Source organism: Amorphoplanes digitatis (assembly GCF_014205335.1).
Taxonomy (GTDB): domain Bacteria; phylum Actinomycetota; class Actinomycetes; order Mycobacteriales; family Micromonosporaceae; genus Actinoplanes; species Actinoplanes digitatus.
Genome location: NZ_JACHNH010000001.1, coordinates 906,581 through 925,531, shown reverse-complemented (window position 1 = coordinate 925,531; position 18,951 = coordinate 906,581). Strand labels below are relative to the sequence as shown.

The following is an 18,951-nucleotide window of genomic DNA, read 5'->3' as shown; positions in this document are numbered from 1 at the left end:
TGCTCAAAAAAAAACGTTGTGTCGCAACGATTTCGCCCCCACCGAGGAGCCGGTGGGGGCGAAAGGGCCTGCGACGACAAGGGAATTCGGGGTCAGACGACCACCGGCTTGTAAGCGGGGCGATCCTTCTCGTACGAGGTAATCCTCTCCTCGTGGCGCAGCGTCAGCCCGATGTCGTCAAGACCCTCCATGAGGCGCCAACGACTGAAATCATCGATGGGGAAGGTCCAGACCGCGTCGTCCACGCGCACCTGACGCTCGGCGAGGTCCACGGTGATCCGCTTGTCCGGTTCGCTGTCCGCCATATCGAGTAGCGCCTCGACGGCCTTCTGATCGAGCTGTACCGGCAGCAGACCCTCCTTGAGGGCGTTGCCCCGGAAGATGTCGCCGAAGCGCGGCGCGATGACGGCCTTGAAGCCCCAGTCCCGCAGCGCCCAGACGGCGTGCTGGCGCGAGGAGCCCGTACCGAAGTTGGGGCCGGCGACCAGGATCGTCGCGCCCGCGTGCGCGGGGTTGTTGAGCACGAAGGCCGGGTCGTCGCGCCAGGCGCTGAACAGCCCGTCCTCGAAGCCGGTGCGGGTGACCCGCTTGAGGTACACGGCCGGGATGATCTGGTCGGTATCCACATCGGAACGCCGCAGCGGCATGACCGTGCCGGTGTGGGTGGTGAACTTGTCCATGTTCCTGCTCCTGCTCAGAGGTCGGCCGGGGCGGCCAGCCGGCCCACCACTGCGGTGGCGGCGGCGACCTGCGGCGAGACCAGGTGGGTACGCCCACCGCGGCCCTGCCGGCCCTCGAAGTTGCGGTTGGACGTGGAGGCGGCGCGCTGGCCCGGGCTGAGCGTGTCCGGGTTCATGCCCAGGCACATGGAGCAGCCGGCGAACCGCCACTCGGCGCCCGCCTCGGTGAAGACCCGGTCCAGGCCTTCCGCCTCGGCGGCCTCGCGGACCTGGTAGGACCCGGGCACGACCATCATGCGTACGCCCTCGTGCACCTTGTGGCCGCGCAGCACGTCGGCGGCCGCGCGCAGGTCCTCGAGGCGCCCGTTGGTGCAGGAGCCGACGAAGACCACGTCGACGGCGACGTCCTTGAGCGGCGTGCCGGCCTCGAGGCCCATGTATTCCAGGGCCCGGCGGGCGGCGCTGCGCTCCGACTCCTCGACGAACTCCTCGGGGTCGGGCACCACGCTGTTCAGCGGCGCGCCCTGGCCCGGGTTGGTGCCCCAGGTGACGAAGGGGTGGATGCTGGAGGCGTCGATGTGGATCACGGTGTCGTACTCGGCGCCCTCGTCGGATCCGAGCGTGCGCCAGTATTCGACCGCGGCGTCCCAGTCGGCGCCCTGCGGCGCGTGTTCGCGGCCCTTCAGGTACTCGAAGGTGGTCTCGTCCGGCGCGATCATGCCGGCCTTGGCGCCCCACTCGATCGACATGTTGCAGATGGTCATCCGGCCCTCCATGGAGAGCTTGCGGATGGCCTCGCCCCGGTACTCGACGATGTGGCCGTTGCCGCCGCCGGTGCCGGTCTGGGTGATGAGCGCGAGGATCAGGTCCTTGGCCGACGCGTCGGAGTGCAGCTCGCCGTCGACAACGACCGCCATCGTCTTCGGCCGGGCCTGCGGCAGCGTCTGTGTGGCGAGCACGTGCTCGACCTCGCTGGTGCCGATGCCGAAGGCCAGCGCGCCGAACGCGCCGTGTGTCGCGGTGTGCGAGTCGCCGCACACGATCGTCGTGCCGGGCTGGGTGAGCCCGAGCTGTGGCCCGATCACGTGGACGATGCCCTGCTCCACATTGCCGAGCGAGCGGATCTGCACGCCGAACTCGGCGCAGTTCTTGCGCAGGGTCTCGATCTGCGTGCGTGACACGGTGTCGAGAATCGTCATCAGGTCGCCGCGGCGGTTGTTGAACGCCGGGTCGGCGTACCCGGTCGGGGTGTTGTGATCCTCGGTCGCGAGCGTGAGATCGGTACGCCGGACCCGGCGTCCCGCCATCCGCAGGCCGTCGAAGGCCTGCGGGCTGGTCACCTCGTGCAGCAGGTGCAGGTCGATGTAGAGCAGATCAGGCTCACCCTCGGCAGCACGCACGACATGGTCGTCCCAGACCTTCTCGGCCAGGGTCCTCGGCTTCGGAGTGACTCCCACCATCTGGACATCCTAAATTCTGGGAGGTATGTTTCGGCTTGTGGGACACAGTATGAGCGGTGTCGGCGTTCTCGACAAGGCGGTGGTCATCCTCGCGGCCTGTGTCGACGGCGCCAGCCTTGCCGAATTGGTCGACCGGACGAAGCTGCCGCGGGCGACCGCACACCGGCTGGCCCAGGCCTTGGAGATCCACCGGATGCTGGTCCGGGACACCCAGGGCCGCTGGCGCCCCGGGCCGCGCCTGGGCGAGCTCGCGAACGCGGCACCCGACGTGCTGCTGACGGCGGCGGAACCGCTGCTGTCGGCGCTGCGCGACGCGACCGGCGAGAGCGCGCAGCTGTATCTGCGCCGGGCGGACGAACGGATCTGCGTTGCCGCGGCGGAACGCGCGAGCGGCCTGCGCGACACCGTGCCCGTAGGCTCGGTGTTGCCGATGGTGGCCGGATCCGCAGCCCAGATTTTACTCGCCTGGGAGCCGCCGGAGGCCGTGATGCCGCTGCTTCCGCGCTGCAAGTTCACCGGCCGGACCCTCGCAGAGGTGCGCCGGCGCGGGTGGGCGCAGAGCGTCGCGGAGCGCGAGCCGGGTGTGGCAAGCGTCTCGGCGCCGATCCGCGACCGCACCGGCCGGGTGATCGCGTCGATCTCGATAAGCGGCCCCATCGAGCGGCTGGGCCGCCGCCCCGGCGAGCGCCACGCGATGGCCGTCGTCCGCGCCGGGCAGCGCCTGAGCGGCCTCTGACGGGCCCCGCGACGTTCACGGTGTCCACACGGCGTTGTCGTGTGCGAACACCACCCGCGCCGGGTCGAAATCCAGCAGCCGGTCCATCCAGGCCGGCGGCACCGGCAGCGGCGGCCCGGCACCGTCGCGCCCGGCCCGGCGGGCCAGCACGTCGCCCGTGAAGCCCACCGCGTGGTCGTGGCTCTGCCCGGCGACGATCACCGTGCCGTCGCCGCGGCGCACCACCAGGGACTGGTGGCCGGCCGTATGGCCCGGCGTCGGCACGATCACCACGCCCGGCAGGATCTCGGCCTCGCCGTCCAGCTCCTCGTAGACCGCGCCCGGGCTGTCGATCAGCCAGGGCAACGTGTAGTGCTCCCCTGCCCTGGCGAGGTCCAGCTCGGCGCGCTGGGTGTAGATCGGCCGGCCCGCCAGTTCGGGGTTGCCGCCGCTGTGGTCGAAGTGCAGGTGGCAGTTGACCACGTGCCGTACGTCACCGACCGCGGCGCCGGCCGCGGCGAGCGCCGCCGCCATCGGGACGCGGTGCGGCCGGTAGTGCGCGTCCACCTCGGGACCGGCACCCATGCCGGTGTCGACGAGCAGCAGGCCGTCCGGGTGGTCGACGAGATAGCCGAGGCACGGCTCGACGCGGGGCGCACCCGTGCCGGTCTCGGCGGCGGGCCGGATGAAGTAGCCGAAGTCGACCCTGCGCACGCTGGTGTCCGTCACGAGTGAACCCGAACACACAGAAGCGGCCCGTGTCGATGACACGGGCCGCTTACGCTTGTAGCCCCGAAGGGATTCGAACCCTCGCTACCGCCTTGAGAGGGCGGCGTCCTAGGCCGCTAGACGACGGGGCCAGAACACGCTGAACTTCCGATCTTGCCGTGCTTTGCTTCCGCTTCTCGCTTGAGCAACGGTGCGGAACTCTATCAGAAGTCCAGCACCACCGCCCTTGCGGAACAGTCGCGCTGGGGTACCAGGACTCGAACCTAGACTAACTGAACCAGAATCAGTCGGGCTGCCAATTACCCCATACCCCATCGGCACGGCTTGCCGTACCGAGTGGGAACTCTACCCGAGCGCATGGTGGCGAACAAATCGGGTCACCACCCCTGCGTTCCGTGTCCTCTCGGCTACCCGAAGACGTCGGTGCTCCGGGCCCACTCGGCGAACGTCGTGGCGGGCCGCCCGGTGAGCTCGGCGACGGTCGGCACCGCCGCCTGCGGGTGCCGGGCCAGCTCGGCGAGGCCGTCGGCGTACCAGCGGCCGTACTCGCCCATGGCCTCGGTGAGCTGGGCGACGAGCTCCTCGTGCGGCAGGTCGACGTAGGTGAGCTCGCGGCCCAGCGCCGCGCCGATCCGCTCGACCCGTTGCCGCCTGGTCAGCGACTCCGGGCCCGTCAGCTCGTACGAGCGGCCCTCGTGCCCGTCCTCGAGCAGGCAGCGGGCCGCGACCGCGGCGATGTCCTCGCACGCGATGGGCGCGTTCGCGGCCGAGCCGTAGCCGTCGCGGACCACGTCGCCCGCCGCGATCTGCGCCGACCAGATCCCGGCGTTGGTCATGAACTCGCCCGGCTCCAGGTGCACGTACGGCACCCCGCACGCCTCGACCCCGTCCTCGATCGCCTGCCAGTGATCGCCCTTGGCGCCGGCCATGTCGACGATGCGGCGTACCCCGGCCTCCGCCGCCAGCCGGCAGGTCTGCGCGTTGGTCTCGATCACCGGCGCCAGGTACATGCGGTCGACGCCGGCGAGGGCGTCGGGCAGGGTACCGGGCCGGCCGACGAACCCCCGCACGACCTCGACGGAGTCCGGCAGGCCGGCCCGGGCGGGGTTGACCGTGAGCGCGCGGACGTCGGTGGCACCGAGCGCGAGCAGCTCGTCGACGACCAGCCGGCCGACTCCCCCGGTAGCGCCGGTAACGAGGATCTTCATGTCGCCCCCTGTTATCGTATGGGCTACGGAAACCCTTCTCGTAGGGTATACGAGATGACGGAGTTCAGCGGGACCACCGATCCCGACCGGATCCTGCCCCTGCTGTGGCGGCACGCGACGGCGCGCAAGGCCACGACCGGGCGGCCGCCGAGGCTCAGCGTCGACGACGTGGTGGCGGCCGGCATCGCCATCGCCGACACCGACGGCCTGGCGGCGGCCTCGATGGCCCGGGTGGCCGCGCGGCTCGGCGTCGCGACCATGACGCTCTACACCTACGTGCCCTCGCGCACCGAGCTGGTCGAGCTGATGGTCGACGACGTGCTGGCCGGCCGGCGACTACCCGGCCCGGGCGACGAGCGGCCCGGACCCTGGCGGGACCAGATCCACCTGTACGCCGACCGCACGATCGCCATGTACCGCGCGCACCCCTGGCTGTCCGAGGTCTCCCGGGTACGCCCGCCGCTCGGCCCGGGAATGCTCCGCGAGAGCGAGTACGTGCTCTCCACGCTCGGCGCCGTACCGGTCGAGCGGCGCAACACCGCGGCCGTGACCATCGTCATGTTCGTGACCGCCGCGGCCCGGCAGGAGGGCGAGAACGCCCAGCTGCGCCGGGCCAGCGGCCAGTCCAACGACGCCTGGTGGGGTCAGCGCGGCCAGCTCTGGGAGCAGTGGTTCGACGTCGAGCAGTACCCCGCGATGACGGAGCTGTGGAACGCCGGCGGCTTCGACCGCGGGCCGGACCAGCAGGCCGCGGACGCGTTCGCCCTCGGCCTGCGGCTGATCCTCGACGGGATCTCAGTCCAGCGAGACGACCGGGTTGCGCAGCTCCCCGATGCCCTGAACGCTCACCGAGACGGTCTCGCCGGTGACGATCCGGCTCACCCCCGCCGGGGTGCCGGTCAGGATGATGTCGCCGGGCAGCAGCGTCATGACGTGTGACACGTACGACACCAGGGTCGGCACGTCGAAGACCATGTCCTTGGTGCGGCCGAGCTGGCGCACCTCCATCGCGTTCGGATCGCGGCCCACCTCGCAGCGCACCTCGAGGTCGCTGACGTCGAGCTCGGTCTCGATCCACGGCCCGATCGGGCAGAACGAGTCGAAGCCCTTGGCCCGCGTCCACTGCGGGTCGGTGCGCTGGAGATCCCGGGCGGTCACGTCGTTGCCGCAGGTGTAGCCGAAGATGGCCTTCTCCGCGCCGGCCCGGTCCACCCGGCGGGCGCCGGTCGCGCCGATCACCACGGCCAGCTCGGCCTCGTGCTCGACCTGGTTCGACTGCGGCGGGATCCGGATCGCGTCGTTCGGGCCGATCACCGAGGTGGACGGCTTGATGAAGATCAGCGGCTCCTTCGGCACCTCGTTGCCCAGCTCGGCGGCGTGCTCGGCGTAGTTGCGGCCGACGCCGATCACCTTGCTGGAGAAGATCGGCGCGAGCAGCCGGACGTCGGCCAGGGCCCAGCGCTGACCGGTGAAGCGCACCTGCTCGAACGGGAGACTGCCGATCTCGGCGACGGTCAGGCCCTTGACGCCGGCACCCGCCTCACCCTCGACGACTCCGAAGGACACGCCACCGGCATGAACAAAACGAGCGAAACGCACGGAAAACCCCATCCATTGAGCGATGAACACGCAGCTTCGAGGCTACGCGCCGCCCTGCGCCGCCCTCCGGCGGCGAGTCGGGGTGGCCGACGTCACAAATCCGGGCGTGCGAAACCCATTCGGGCGTTCCTCACCACAGACCACACCGAGGCTCGATAGGAGTGGACTTGCTGGATACGCTGGTGCGATGCGGATCAGCGAAACCCACGCGCTGACCACCGTGCTGCCCTCGGTCAGCTGGATCCCGCTGGCCCGAGCCCACACCGAGCGCGCCGACGAGATGACAGCCGGCCACCGCGCCCGCAAGGCCAAGGGCGAGAAGCACGCGATAGAGGATTTTCTGTACGACTACTACGGCACCCGCCCCGCCCAACTTCGCCGCTGGCACCCCGGCATCGGCACCGGCCTGGCCGCCGCGCCCGGCGGGCTGGCCGAGCACTCGGCCTGGAAGTGGTACAAGGCACACACCGACGGCGTGGTCACGCTCGACGTCGAGGCATACATGCACGCCCGCGGCGAGAGCGTGCGCTACATACACGGCCTGCTCACGGCGACCGCGTCGCGGCCCGCGTTCTCGGGCTGCTTCGGCCTGCACGAGTGGGCGATGGTCTACCGCCAGCCGGAGCACCGGCACTCGCTGCCGCTGCGCCTCGGCCAGGCCGGCACCGACGAGGTGGTCGAGCAGCACCCGGTCCGCTGCACCCACTTCGACGCGTTCCGCTTCTTCACCCCGGAGGCGGTCGGCCTTAACCGCCTCCAGCCGACCCGCGCCACCCAGGTCGACCTGGACCAGCCCGGCTGCCTGCACGCGGCGATGGACTGCCACAAGTGGGCGAGCAAGCTCGGCCCGGCGGTGCCCGGCGCACTCGCACTCGACTGCTTCGCCCTGGCCGGCGACATCCGCCTGCTCGACATGCAGGCCAGCCCGTACGACCTGTCCTCATACGGCCAGGAGCCGGTGAAAATCGAGACCGCGGAGGGCAAGGCCGAGTACGTGGCCCGCCAACGCGAATTCGCTCGCCGCGCGGCCGCCCTACGCCACCGCCTGATCCGCGTCTGCGACGAACTGCTGGGCCCGGCCCTCGCGGCCGAGAACCGCAACGCCGTGGCCCCCCACAACACCTGACCCGTCGGCCCAGTCGGCACGAACACCGCTTATAACGACGTGGTGAGCAGAAAACCGATCCTCGTCGTCGTGAGCGGCCCGCCCGGCGCCGGCAAGACCACCCTGGCCCATCGGCTCGCCCGCAAGATCGGCTGTCCGGCAATCTGCCGGGATGAGATCAAAGAGGGAATGGTCCACGCCACCGGCGACTTCGTCGCCGCTCCCGGCGACCAACTCACTCTGCGCACCTTGCCGACGTTCTTCCAGGTACTCGAGCTACTCCTGAACGCGGGCGTCACCACGGTGGCCGAAGCAGCCTTCCAGGACCGGCTCTGGCGCCCACACCTGCAACACCTAGGCGAAATCGCCGACATCCGAGTCGTCCACTGTCAGGTCACTGCGGAAATCGCCAGGACCCGCATCCAGCTCCGACAGGGCGAGAACAGCACCCGCCGCGCACACGCCGACACGCATCTCTCCACCCGGCAAACGCATGCGGCAGAACACAACAGTTTTCACCGCGTCCAGCTCAACGTCCCCGAGATCGACGTCGACACCAGCGACGAATACCGCCCCGACCTCGACGAAATCGCTACCTTCGTCCAGGCCGGGCGATAACCACCTGCCACAGTCCGCCGAACGGCCGCTCAGCGCGAGGCACAACAGCGAACTCTGGAACGGCGGTCAACTCCGATGACCGACTACACGGACCTGCTATCGACGGCCCACCATGCCGTCGACCTGGCCCGCGACATCATGCGCACCATGCAGCCGGGCGTCCTGACCGCCAAGGGCGACCGGGACATGGCGAGCGAGGTCGACTACGCCATCGAGGACCGGGTCCGCACCTTCCTCGCCGAGCACACCCCAGAGATCGGCTTTCTCGGCGAGGAGAACGGCCTCAGCGGAGCGACGGACGGCTTGATGTGGGCCCTGGACCCGGTGGACGGCACCGTCAACTTCGTACACGGGTCACCGCTCTGCGCCATCTCACTCGGTCTCATCGCCGAGAACCGTTCCGTCCTGGGCATCGTCGACCTGCCCTTTCTCGGCAATCGCTACTCCGCGGCCGAAGGCAACGGCGCCGACGCAGACGGTCAACCCATCGTGGTCAGCACGACGCGACGAGTCAGCGAAGCCGTGGTGGCCCTCGGCGACTACGCCGTCGGCAAGGGGGCTGTCGAGAAGAACCGAGCCAGGTTCGCACTCACGCAGAGGCTCGCCATGAGTGTGCAGCGCGTCCGCATGCACGGGTCAGCCGCTATCGACCTGGCATGGCTGGCCGCCGGCCAAGTCGATGCTGTCGTCATATTGGCCAACAAGCCGTGGGACACCGCGGCCGGCGTCGTCATCGCTCGGGAAGCCGGCGCGCTGATAGCGGACCTCGACGGATCGGCACACAGCTTCGAGTCGTCCGCAACGATCGCAGCTAACCCGGGCCTTCTCAGCGCCATCCTCGATCTCGCCGTCAGCCGCTGACGACCACCGCCACCGGCTCTGCGGTGTGTCCGTCCAGGACTGTCCTGCCGTGCAACGGTCGCGTGAGGACGACCGTGGCGGTGCGACGTTGGCCGACAAGGAGGCACGTTTCCTCGCCGAAGCCCAGGTTGAGCCGTTCGAGCAGGTTTCGCGGTTTGCCCTCCAGGACCACCACCACGGCGCTTGCCGACTCGAACGCCTCCGCGTAGTAGTCGCGTTCGCAGGGACCGTTTCCCGGTGCGTCGCCGGTGAATTCCACGGTCAATCGGGTGCTGCCCTCGGCCGTCGTGGCGGATTCGACGAGGGTGCCCGTCAGGTACCGGCCCGAAGACGGTGGCTGCGCGGTTCGCCCGGCGGCGTCGTGTCGCGTCAGGATCTCCCTGGCGTGCTCACGAAGCCCGGCCCCCACGCCGCGATCCGCCCACAGCCACCCGGTCAGGGCCAGCGTCACGAGCAAAAGGGCACCGGCCGCTGCCGGCAGTCGCCATCGCACGAGCGGGTCAGTCCATCTCGCCGCGGCGGTTGCGTTTGATCTGGGCTCGGCGCTTCTTCTCGCCGATGCGGCGCTCGACCGAGCCGCGGGACGGCTTGGTCGGGCGGCGCTGGCGGGGCGGGGGCGCGATGGCCTCGCCGACCCGCATGGCGAGGCGGGCCTCGGCCGCCTCGCGGTTGCGGAGCTGGGAGCGGTGCTCGGACGCGGTGATGGTCAGCACGCCGTCGACGAGCCGGCTGCCGAGGCGCTCGACCGCGCGCTCCTTCAGCGCGGGCGAGAGCAGGCCGGACGTCAGCAGGTTCCAGGACAGCTCGACCCGCGAGTCGGTCGTGTTCACGCCCTGGCCGCCGGGGCCGCTGGAGCGGGAGAACCGCCAGTTCAGCTCGGCCTCGGGGATGGCGAGCCCCGGCCGGATCAGCACGTCGGCCATGCGGCACCCCCCGCCGAGAGCCGCGGAGAACGCCAGGCGAGCGCCGCGGCCGGATCGGTCCGCCGCTCGCTCATCCGCACGTCATCCGCCATGCCGCACAGCATCGCACCCGCCCGGCCGCACCCGCCAGGCAGTTAATGGATCAAGAAACGGCGACGGAACCGCGGACGCTGGAGACCGTCGATCCGATGCTGGCCAGGACCACGATCGCCACCCCGGCGACGGCTTGCAGGGAGAGGGACTGTGACAGCAGGAGCCAGCCGGCCAGTGCCGCCACCGCCGGTTCCAGGCTCAGCAGGACGCCGAAGACCGGCCGCGGCAGCCGGCGCAGCGCCGACATCTCGAGCGTGTACGGGATCACCGAGGCCAGCAGGCCGGTGCCCAGCGCGAGCAGCAGCAGGTGCGGCGAGGTCAGCGCCGCGCCGGCGCCGGCCAGGCCGCCCGGTATCAGCAGGAGGGCGCCGGCCGTCATCGCCACGGCCAGGCCGCCCTGGCCCGGCACCGCCGCGCCGGCCCGGGCGCTCGCCAGGATGTACAGCGCCCAGAACACCGCCGCGACCAGCACGTATGCCACGCCGAGCGGGTCAAGGCCGGCGGCGTGCGGGCCGGTCCAGCCGAGCGCCGGTATGCCGGCGGCGGCCAGCGCGACCCAGATGAGGTCGCGGCCGCGACGGGACAGCACCGCCGCCAGCGTCAGGGGGCCGAGGAACTCGATCGTCACCGCGACGCCGAGCGGGATCCGGGCGATCGCCGCGTAGAAGAAGCCGTTCATGCCGGCCAGCGTCGCGCCGAGCAGCAGCACCTCGCGCCACTGGTCGCGGCGCCAGGCCCGGACCGCCGGGCGGGCCAGCACCAGCAGCACGGCCGCCGCCATGGACAGGCGCAGGAGGGTCGCGCCGGCGCTGCCGGTCGCCGGGAAGAGGTGGGCGGCAAGGGCCGCGCCGATCTGCAGGCTGGCGCACGAGCCGAGAACCATGAAGACGGCGTTTCGCATGGCTCACACGTTCGCCCGGCGGCCATTGATTCGTCCAGCGAATGTTTCTGAGCAATAATCGTTAGCCATGCTGGACGTTCATCGGCTGCGGCTGCTCCGCGAGCTGGACCGGCGCGGCACCCTGGCCGCCGTGGCGCGGGCACTGTCGTACAGCCCCTCGGCCATATCGCAGCAGCTCACGCAGCTTGAGTCCGAGACCGGCGCGACCCTGCTCGAGCACGTCGGTCGCGGCGTACGGCTCACCGAGCAGGCCCGGATCCTGGTCCGGCACACCGACGTGATCCTCGAACGGCTCGAGCTCGCCGAGGCGGATCTGGCCCGGAGCATGACGGAGGTCACGGGCGGCCTGCGGGTCGCCTCGTTCCAGTCGGTGATGCTCGCGCTCGTGCCGTCCGCCCTGTCGTCGCTCGCCGCCCGGCATCCCGCGCTGCGCGTCCAGATCGCCCACTGCGACGCCGCGGCCGCCATCGCCGGGCTGGTCGCGCACGACTTCGACCTGGTGCTCGGCGAGGAGTACCCGGGCCTGCCGCAGCCCCGGATGCCCGGCGTCGACGAGGAGGACCTCTCCCACGACGAGATGCGGTTCGCCGTGCCGCCCGACGGGCCGTGGAGCCGGGCCCGGCTTCCGGACCTGGCCGGTGCGCCGTTCGTCTTCGACCCCGCCGACCTCGCGCCCGGGCAGTGGGCGCGGAACATGTGCCGCGACGCCGGCTTCGAGCCCGACGTGCGGTTCGCCAGCGGCGACCTGCTGCTACAGGTCCGGCTCGTGGAGACCGGGCACGCGGTCGCGTTCCTGCCCGACCTGCTCTGGACCGACCGCTCGCCGGGACCGGTGCGGCTGCACCACCTGCCCGGCCGGCCCCGGCGGCGGCTGTTCACCGCGGTGCGCGCCGGCGCCGGCGGGCAGCCCCGGATCCGGGTCTTCCGGGAGGCGCTGCGCGCCAGTGTCGCGCCCGGGGAATGACCTGGGCCGATCTCATCAACTGAGCCCGAAAGCGTACCGAAGGAGCGGATCGACCTGCGAAGACGGGATACTGAACACGGCGCCGCCGATGGGCGGGTGCCGCTACAGGGAGGTTGCGTGTCTGCTCAGCCCGCGCCGGTCGCCGAGACCGGCTATCCGTGGCCCATCGAAACCGCGCGCCTGGACAACGGGCTGCGCGTCGTCGTCAGCGAGGACAACAGCGCGCCCGTGGTGTGCGTGAACCTCTGGTACGACGTCGGCTCACGGCACGAACCCGCCGGCCAGACCGGCTTCGCGCACCTCTTCGAGCACCTGATGTTCGAGGGCTCGCAGCACGTCGAGAAGACCGAGCACATGAAGCTGGTGCAGGGCTCCGGCGGTTCGCTCAACGCGACCACCAACCCGGACCGGACCAACTACTTCGAGACGCTGCCGGCCGAGCACCTCGAGCTCGGCCTGTGGCTGGAGGCCGACCGGATGGGCGGCCTGGTGCCGGCGCTGACCCAGGAGACCCTGGACAACCAGCGCGAGGTGGTCAAGAACGAGCGCCGGCAGCGCTACGACAACGTGCCGTACGGCGACGCCTGGCTGCGCCTGCTGCCGCTGCTGTACCCCGAGGGGCACCCCTACCATCACGCGACGATCGGGTCGATGGAGGACCTGAACGCCGCCGGCCTGGACACCTTCAAGGCCTTCCACCAGCAGTACTACGCGCCGAACAACGCGGTGCTCACCGTCGTCGGTGACGCGTCGCCGGCCACGGTCTTCGCCCTCGCCGAGAAGTACTTCGGCGCGATCGAGGCGGTGCCCGACATCCCGCCTGCGCCGCGCGGGCACCTCACCGGCGCGGCCACCGAGCCGGTCACCGAGACCGTGACCGGCAAGGTGCCGGCGCCGCGGATCTACCTGTCGCACCGCACCCATCCGTTCGGCACGGCCGGATACGACGCCGTCACCGTGCTCGCCACCGTGCTGGGCAGCGGCCGCGGCAGCCGGCTCTACCAGCGGCTCGCCGACGGCGCCCGGATCGCCCAGCCCGACTACATCGGCGCGTACGGTGTCGATCTCGCGCACGCCCCGGCGCCGCTGATCGTCACCGCCACCGCCAAAGACGGCGTCGACGCGGCGACGCTCACGGCCGGGGTCGCGGAGGTGCTGGACGGCATGGCCACCGAGCCGGTCACCGACGCGGAGCTGGAACGGGCCAAGGCCCTGCTGACCACCTCGTGGTGGCGGCAGATGTCCACTGTGGGTGGCCGCGCCGACACCCTCGGCCGCTATGCGACCCAGTTCGGCGACGCGGCGAGCGCCGCGTACCGGCTGCCGCAGTTGCTGGCCGTGACGGCGCAGGACATCGCCGACGCCGCGCGCACGCTCGATCCGCAGTCCCGCGTGACCCTGACGTACCTGCCCGAGGAAGGAACCGAAGCATGAGCCTCGTCGCCACGCGACCCGGCCCGGGCGAGCCGCGGCCCTACACCTTCCCGGCCGTCCGGCGGGTCCAGGTCGCCGGCGGCGAGGTCGTCGCCGCGCACATGCCGGGCCAGTACCTGGCCACCGCCGCGCTGCTGCTCGACGCCGGCGGCGCCCGCGAGACCGCGGGTCGGGAGGGCACGGCGACCGTGCTCGCCAAGTGCCTCGAGGAGGGCACGTCGGTCCGGGACTCGGCGGCGTTCGCGCTGGCCCTGGAGGGCCTGGGTGCCGAGCTCTCCACCTCGGTCGACTGGGACGCGTTCCGCGTCGGCGTGTCCGTACCGGCGGGCCTGCTGCCGCGGGCCGTCGCCCTGCTGGCGGAGGCGGCACGGACCCCGCGCCTGGATCCGGCCGATGTCGCGCGTGTGCGCGACGACGAGGTGACCGGGCTGCGGATGGACTGGGCGCAGCCCGGCCCGCGGGCGGACGCCGCCCTGCGGATGGACCTCTTCGGCACCGGCGAGCGGTACGGCCGCCCGCTGCACGGCGACCCCACGTCGGTGGCCGCCGTGACCACCGAGGACGTGGCGGCGTTCCACGACTCCTGGTTCTCCCGCGCCGGTGTGCTGCTGGTCGCGGGCGACCTCGAGCGGCTCGACCTGGCGGAGCTGGGTGCGCTCGCGTTCGCGGGCACGTCCGGCGCGCCGCTGACGCCGGCGCCGCCGCTGGAGGTGTCGATCGGCACCGGCCGCCGGGTGCTGCTCGTCGACCGGCCGGGCTCGGTGCAGTCGACGCTGCGCCTCGGCCACCGTGCGCCGGAGCGGGCACACCCGCAGTACGTGCCGCTGACCCTGGCGGCGACGGTGCTGGGCGGGGCGTTCACGTCCCGGCTCAACCATCTGATCCGCGAGGTGAAGGGCTACACGTACGGCATTCGCGCCGACTTCGCGATGACCCGGCGGTTCGGCCGGTTCGGCGTCAGCACCTCGGTGCAGACGGCGGTGACCGCGCCGGCGCTCGTCGACACGGTCGGCGAGATCACCCGGACCTGGCAGGACGGCGTGACCGAGGAGGAGCTGGAGGTGGCCCGGACGTGGCGGGCCGGGCAGCTCACGGTCGAGATGCAGACGCCGGGTTCGATCGCCAGCTCGCTGGCCACGCTCGTGGTGCACGGCCTGCCCGACGACTACTACGCGACGCTGCGGCAGGGCCTGCTCGGCGCGACGGTCGCCGACGTCTCGCTCGCCGCGGAGACGCACCTGCACCCGGACGGGCTGACCTTGGTCATCGAGGGCGACGCGGCGCTGATCCGCGAGGAACTGGCGGCGACCGGCATCGGCGAGATCGTCACCGTGGAGGTCTGACCGAACGACGTGCCGCCCTCGGATTGAAATTATTTTCACCGAGGGCGGCAGGCGTATTGCCACGGGGTACCCGACGGGTTTCAATGACGCCGACGCCCTCCTGCGAGAGCGCTCTCCCACCCGCGCTGGAGCCCCCGCCATGCCGACCAACTTCTCCACCGCCGCCGGGCCGTTCTCCCGGCGCCGGCTGCAAGTGCTGCCGGCGGCCGTCGCCGCGCCCCTGCTCGCCCCGGAGGCCGCGGCCGCCGCCGGCACGTGCCAGCCGCGGCACCTGGTGGACCAGGCCCTGGCGGAGCCGGCGGGCCGCGCCTACCACTACCTCGACGTGGTGCAGGACGCCTACGTCAAGGGCGGCGAGCCGCGCCTGCTTCAGAGCTACAACAACGAGAGCGGGCTGATGACGACCGCGTTCGTCTACGACAACGCGCTCGCGACGCTTGCCTACCTGGCGAGCCCCACCGTGGCGAACGTGCGCCGGGCCCGGCTCATCGGCGACGCCCTGCTCTGGGCGCAGGCCAACGACGAGGCGTACGCCGACGGGCGGGTGCGGCAGGCGTACGCGGCGGGTCCGATGCTCTTCTACGGCGGCGGGCCCGGCTACCCCGGGCTCAGGCGCGCCGACGGCAAGGCGGCGTACCTGCGGCCGTACGGCTTCGGCGGCTCCTCGACCGGCGACATGGCGTGGGTGGCCCTCGCGCTGGCCCAGCTGTACGCCGACACCCGGATCACCAAGTACCTCGACGGCGCCGTCGCGCTCGGGCACTGGATCGCGGCCCGGGAGTCGCCGTACCGCTACGGCGGCTACCACGGCGGCGTGCAGGGCGACGGCGAGACCGTGCAGAGGTGGGCGTCGACCGAGCACAACATCGACGCGTACGGGCTGTTCACGCTGCTGGCCAAGCTGACCAGGGACCGGCGCTGGACCGCACGGGCCGCGGGCGCGGTGAACTTCGTGCGGGCCATGTGGAACCGCGCCGGCCCCAGCCTGTGCACCGGCACGCTCGGCGGCGAGGGCGAGGACCCGAACCAGATCAACCTCGGCAACATCCCGGAGGACGCGCAGACCTGGGCGCTGCTGAGCGTCGGCGACCCGGAGCACCGCGGTGCCGTCGACTGGGTCACCCGGAACCTGTGGAACACCGACGGCGCGGTCTCCGGCGTGACCTACAGCAGCCAGGCCAAGCTCATCGCCGGCGACGTCTCCGGCAGCACGATCGCGCACCACCGCGACGCCGTCTGGCTGGAGGGCAACGGGCACGCGGCCCTGGCGCTGCTCAGGCGCGGCGGGCGCGGCGACGCGGCGCTGGCCCGGCGGCTGCTGTCACAGATCGTGACCGCCCAGGAGAGCCTCGGCGCCGGGCAGACGGTGGGCCGGACCGCAGACCCCGACGACGGCCGGCTGCGCGACCCGGCCGACGGCGGCACCTTGACCGGTACGCCGCTGCCGGCCCGCTCGGGCATCGTGGCCGCCACCAGCGCGCTCGACACCGGGTTCGACTTCGGCTACTTCGCCCGCCAGCACGTCGGCGCGACGTCCTGGTTCCTGATGGCGGCGCAGAACTTCAACCCGTTCCGGTGATGTGATGTGTCCCCGCTTCGCTCGGTGACGGTGGCACCGGCCGGATAGCGTCGCCGCATGACCATCGCCACCGCCACTCCCGCGACGAAACCGGTCCGGGGCCGGATCCGGCGGGTCGCCTGGCCGCTGCTGCTCTGGCTGCTCGTGCTGCCCGGCGCGGTCTGGGCGCTGCTGCGGCTCGGCGGCTGGGAGCAGGGCCTGATGGTGCAGCTCTTCGCCTTCACCCCGTACGTCGCGGCGTGGTCGGTGGTGCCGGTGATCGCGGCGCTGGCCACCCGGCGCCGGCTGGCGGGTGCGGTCGCGGCGGTGACCCTCGCGGTCTTCGCGATGGTGACGCTGCCCCGGGCGCTCGCCGACGGCGACCGCGGCCCGCAGGGCGGCGTGGCGCTGCACGTGATGACGTCGAACCTGCTCTTCGGCAACGCGGACGCGGCGGAGATCGTCCGGCTGGTCCGGGCCAACGCCATCTCGGTGCTGGCGTTGCAGGAGTTCAGCCCGCGCGCGCAGACCCGGCTGGCCGAGGCCGGACTCGGCGACCTGCTGCCCTACTCCTCGCTCGGCCCGGAGTACGGCGCGGGCGGCTCCGGCCTTTACTCCCGCTTCCCGATAACCAACCCGGGCGTCCGGCACAACAACGGCGGCTTCAAGCAGGCTTACGGCACGATCCAGCCGCCGGGGGCCGGCGCGGTCGTGGTGGAGTCGGCGCATCCGCTGGCGCCGTACTCCGTCGAGGTCCTGGACGTGTGGCGCAACGACCTGATGGAGGAGCCGGGCGTCGACCCGAACGGCCTGCCCCGGATCCTGCTCGGCGACTTCAACTCGACGCTCGACCACGCGCCGCTGCGCGACCTGATCGACAGCGGGTACCGCGACGCGGCCGACGCCGACGGCGCGGGCCTGACCGGCACGTGGGGGCCGTACGACGGCGATCCGCTGCCCCCGGTGACGATCGACCACGTCCTGGTCGACGAGCGCCTCGGCGTCGGCCCGGTGAGCGTGCACGACGTGCCGGGCAGCGACCATCGCGCGATCCTGGCCGAGGTCAGGGTCCCGGCCGCCTGAGCCGGGGAACCCCCGCCCCCGGTTCAGGCCGCCGTCGTGGTGTTGGCCAGGCCGTAGGTGAGCGCGTCGGTGAGCGCCTTCCAGCTCGCCTCGACGACGTTCTCGTGCACGCCGACGGTCGTCCACTCGCGGTGGCCGTCGCTCGTCTCCACCAGGACGCGGGTGATCGCGTTGGAGCCGTGCGAGCCCTCCAGGATGCGGACCTTGTAGTCGGCCAGCTCGAACGACCTCAGCTCCGGGTAGTGCTTGAGGAGGGCGACGCGCAGCGCCTCGTCCAGGGCGTTGACCGGGCCGTTGCCCTCGGCGGTGGCGATGACCCGCTCCCCGCGTACCCGGACCTTGACGGTGGCCTCGGAGACCACCGCGCCGTCCTCGCGGTGCTCGACCAGCACCCGGTAGGACTCCAGGGCGAACGGCCGCACGAAGTCCTCGCCGGGCAGCTCACTGCGTACCAGAAGTTCGAAGGACGCGTCGGCGGCCTCGAAGGACCAGCCACCCGCCTCCAGGTCCTTGACCTTGCGGGTCACCGACGTGAGGGTGTCCGGGTGGCCGGCCAGTTCCAGCCCGAGCTCGCGGCTCTTGAGCTCGATGCTGGCCCGGCCGGCCATCTCGGTCACCAGGATCCGCATGTCGTTCCCGACAACTGCCGGGTCTACGTGGTTGTAGAGCAGCGGATCCACCTTGATCGCGCTCGCGTGCAGCCCCGCCTTGTGAGCGAATGCCGCGGCCCCGACGTAGGCCTGGTGGGTGTCGGGTGCGATGTTGGCGATCTCGGCGAGCGCGGTCGACACCCGCGTCGCCTGCTCGAGGCAGCCGTCCGGTAGGACCTTGAGCCCGAGTTTGAGTTGCAGGTTGCTGACCACGGCGAAGAGGTCGGCGTTGCCGGGCCGCTCGCCGTAGCCGTTGGCCGTGCACTGGAAGTGTTCGACGCCCGCCTCGACGGCGGCGATGGTGTTGGCGACGGCGCAGGAGGTGTCGTTCTGGCAGTGGATGCCGAGCCGGTCCGCGGTGACCCCGGTGCGCCGCACGACGTCGTCGATCGCGGCGGTGATCATCGACGGGAGCATGCCGCCGTTGGTGTCGCACATGACGACACGCTCGGCGCCGGCCTCGAACGCGGCCTTGACCACGGAGGCGGCGTACTCGGGGTCGTAGCGGAAGCCGTCGAAGAAGTGCTCGCAGTCCACGAACGCGCGTCGGCCGTTCGCGACCAGGTGGGTGACGGTGTCGCGGACCATCGCGAGGTTCTCGTCGCCGGTGGTGCGCAGCGCCCGCTCGACGTGCCGGATGTCGGACTTGGCGACGACGCACACGACCGGCGTCTCGGCGTCCAGCAGGGCCTGCACCTGCGGGTCCGTCTTCACGTCGACGTTGGCCTTGCGGGTCGCACCGAACGCGACGAGCAGGGCGTTCTTCAGATCGAGCTCCTTGCGGGCCCGCGCGAAGAACTCGGTGTCCTTGGGCATCGCGCCCGGCCAGCCGCCCTCGATGAAGCCGACCCCGAATTCGTCCAGCAGCCGGGCGACCGCGAGTTTGTCGGCGACCGAGTAGCTGATGCCCTCGCGCTGGCCGCCGTCGCGCAGAGTCGTGTCGAAGACCTGGTAAGTCATGGGCGGGGTTCCTTTCCGAGACTGACGACCCAACAAAAAGACCTCCCGCGGATGCGGGAGGTCTGCA

18 protein-coding genes, 2 tRNA genes and 1 pseudogene are annotated in these 18,951 nt (G+C 71.5%); 10 read left to right on the top strand and 11 right to left on the bottom strand.

Annotation, left to right across the window (positions count from 1 at the left end; all coding sequences use genetic code 11):
* Positions 1 to 92: 92 nt before the first annotated feature.
* On the bottom strand, positions 93 to 680 hold the full coding sequence (leuD, locus tag BJ971_RS04270; protein WP_184990004.1) for a 3-isopropylmalate dehydratase small subunit: 588 nt from the start codon (positions 678 to 680) through the stop codon (positions 93 to 95).
* Positions 681 to 694: 14 nt separating this feature from the next.
* Complete coding sequence (leuC, locus tag BJ971_RS04265; RefSeq protein WP_184990002.1) at positions 695 to 2,140, bottom strand: 3-isopropylmalate dehydratase large subunit; 1,446 nt, start codon at positions 2,138 to 2,140, stop codon at positions 695 to 697.
* Positions 2,141 to 2,189: 49 nt separating this feature from the next.
* Here leuC and BJ971_RS04260 point away from each other — a divergent pair, with 49 nt between their 5' ends.
* Positions 2,190 to 2,876 carry an IclR family transcriptional regulator gene (locus BJ971_RS04260; protein ID WP_023561932.1) on the top strand — a complete coding sequence of 229 codons (687 nt, stop codon included), beginning with the start codon at positions 2,190 to 2,192 and terminating at the stop codon, positions 2,874 to 2,876.
* A 15-nt stretch (positions 2,877 to 2,891) separates the two neighbouring features.
* On the opposite strand, the gene BJ971_RS04255 is transcribed toward BJ971_RS04260, so the two are convergent.
* From BJ971_RS04255 to BJ971_RS04240, 4 genes are all read right to left on the bottom strand, one after another.
* Positions 2,892 to 3,584: an MBL fold metallo-hydrolase gene (locus BJ971_RS04255; RefSeq protein WP_184990000.1), complete on the bottom strand. Its 693-nt coding sequence runs from the start codon at positions 3,582 to 3,584 to the stop codon at positions 2,892 to 2,894.
* 58 nt (positions 3,585 to 3,642) lie between these two features.
* Positions 3,643 to 3,715, bottom strand: a tRNA-Glu gene (locus BJ971_RS04250).
* A gap of 111 nt (positions 3,716 to 3,826) precedes the next feature.
* Positions 3,827 to 3,898 (bottom strand) — tRNA-Gln (locus tag BJ971_RS04245).
* A 93-nt stretch (positions 3,899 to 3,991) separates the two neighbouring features.
* Positions 3,992 to 4,792 (bottom strand): NAD(P)H-binding protein, encoded by an 801-nt coding sequence (locus BJ971_RS04240; RefSeq protein ID WP_184989998.1) that lies wholly within the window; start codon positions 4,790 to 4,792, stop codon positions 3,992 to 3,994.
* Positions 4,793 to 4,810: 18 nt separating this feature from the next.
* Here BJ971_RS04240 and BJ971_RS04235 point away from each other — a divergent pair.
* Positions 4,811 to 5,536 (top strand): annotated as a pseudogene (locus tag BJ971_RS04235) (TetR/AcrR family transcriptional regulator); the annotation flags it as partial.
* A gap of 51 nt (positions 5,537 to 5,587) precedes the next feature.
* Here BJ971_RS04235 and BJ971_RS40885 read toward each other — a convergent pair.
* Positions 5,588 to 6,391: a fumarylacetoacetate hydrolase family protein gene (locus tag BJ971_RS40885; RefSeq protein WP_184989996.1), complete on the bottom strand. Its 804-nt coding sequence runs from the start codon at positions 6,389 to 6,391 to the stop codon at positions 5,588 to 5,590.
* A gap of 187 nt (positions 6,392 to 6,578) precedes the next feature.
* Between BJ971_RS40885 and BJ971_RS04225 the strand changes: the two genes are divergently transcribed.
* The 3 genes from BJ971_RS04225 (at position 6,579) to BJ971_RS04215 (ending at position 8,975) form a co-directional block, all read left to right on the top strand.
* Positions 6,579 to 7,517 carry a 3-methyladenine DNA glycosylase gene (locus tag BJ971_RS04225; RefSeq protein ID WP_184989994.1) on the top strand — a complete coding sequence of 313 codons (939 nt, stop codon included), beginning with the start codon at positions 6,579 to 6,581 and terminating at the stop codon, positions 7,515 to 7,517.
* Positions 7,518 to 7,559: 42 nt separating this feature from the next.
* Complete coding sequence (locus BJ971_RS04220; RefSeq protein WP_184989992.1) at positions 7,560 to 8,114, top strand: P-loop nucleotide/nucleoside kinase family protein; 555 nt, start codon at positions 7,560 to 7,562, stop codon at positions 8,112 to 8,114.
* A gap of 75 nt (positions 8,115 to 8,189) precedes the next feature.
* Positions 8,190 to 8,975: an inositol monophosphatase family protein gene (locus BJ971_RS04215; RefSeq protein WP_184989990.1), complete on the top strand. Its 786-nt coding sequence runs from the start codon at positions 8,190 to 8,192 to the stop codon at positions 8,973 to 8,975.
* On the opposite strand, the gene BJ971_RS04210 is transcribed toward BJ971_RS04215, so the two are convergent.
* The 3 genes from BJ971_RS04210 to BJ971_RS04200 form a co-directional block, all read right to left on the bottom strand.
* Positions 8,965 to 9,426: a hypothetical protein gene (locus BJ971_RS04210; protein WP_184989989.1), complete on the bottom strand. Its 462-nt coding sequence runs from the start codon at positions 9,424 to 9,426 to the stop codon at positions 8,965 to 8,967. The genes BJ971_RS04215 and BJ971_RS04210 overlap by 11 nt on opposite strands.
* 49 nt (positions 9,427 to 9,475) lie before the next feature.
* Entirely contained in the window at positions 9,476 to 9,898 is a 423-nt protein-coding gene (gene arfB / locus BJ971_RS04205; RefSeq protein ID WP_184989988.1) for an alternative ribosome rescue aminoacyl-tRNA hydrolase ArfB, read from the bottom strand.
* Positions 9,899 to 10,040: 142 nt separating this feature from the next.
* Positions 10,041 to 10,892, bottom strand: coding sequence for an EamA family transporter (locus BJ971_RS04200; protein WP_184989987.1), 852 nt, complete (start codon positions 10,890 to 10,892; stop codon positions 10,041 to 10,043).
* A 67-nt stretch (positions 10,893 to 10,959) separates the two neighbouring features.
* Here BJ971_RS04200 and BJ971_RS04195 point away from each other — a divergent pair, with 67 nt between their 5' ends.
* From BJ971_RS04195 to BJ971_RS04175, 5 genes are all read left to right on the top strand, one after another.
* Complete coding sequence (locus tag BJ971_RS04195; RefSeq protein ID WP_184989986.1) at positions 10,960 to 11,856, top strand: LysR substrate-binding domain-containing protein; 897 nt, start codon at positions 10,960 to 10,962, stop codon at positions 11,854 to 11,856.
* Between the two features lie 117 nt (positions 11,857 to 11,973).
* Positions 11,974 to 13,290, top strand: a complete 1,317-nt coding sequence (locus BJ971_RS04190; protein WP_184989985.1) for a M16 family metallopeptidase — start codon at positions 11,974 to 11,976, stop codon at positions 13,288 to 13,290.
* Positions 13,287 to 14,633, top strand: coding sequence for a M16 family metallopeptidase (locus tag BJ971_RS04185; RefSeq protein ID WP_184989984.1), 1,347 nt, complete (start codon positions 13,287 to 13,289; stop codon positions 14,631 to 14,633). Before BJ971_RS04190 ends, BJ971_RS04185 begins: the two co-directional genes overlap by 4 nt.
* A 139-nt stretch (positions 14,634 to 14,772) precedes the next feature.
* Positions 14,773 to 16,212 (top strand): hypothetical protein, encoded by a 1,440-nt coding sequence (locus BJ971_RS04180; protein WP_184989983.1) that lies wholly within the window; start codon positions 14,773 to 14,775, stop codon positions 16,210 to 16,212.
* 57 nt (positions 16,213 to 16,269) lie between these two features.
* Positions 16,270 to 17,274: an endonuclease/exonuclease/phosphatase family protein gene (locus BJ971_RS04175; protein WP_184989981.1), complete on the top strand. Its 1,005-nt coding sequence runs from the start codon at positions 16,270 to 16,272 to the stop codon at positions 17,272 to 17,274.
* A gap of 23 nt (positions 17,275 to 17,297) precedes the next feature.
* On the opposite strand, the gene cimA is transcribed toward BJ971_RS04175, so the two are convergent.
* On the bottom strand, positions 17,298 to 18,884 hold the full coding sequence (gene cimA, locus BJ971_RS04170) for a citramalate synthase (RefSeq protein ID WP_184989979.1): 1,587 nt from the start codon (positions 18,882 to 18,884) through the stop codon (positions 17,298 to 17,300).
* Positions 18,885 to 18,951: the final 67 nt, after the last annotated feature.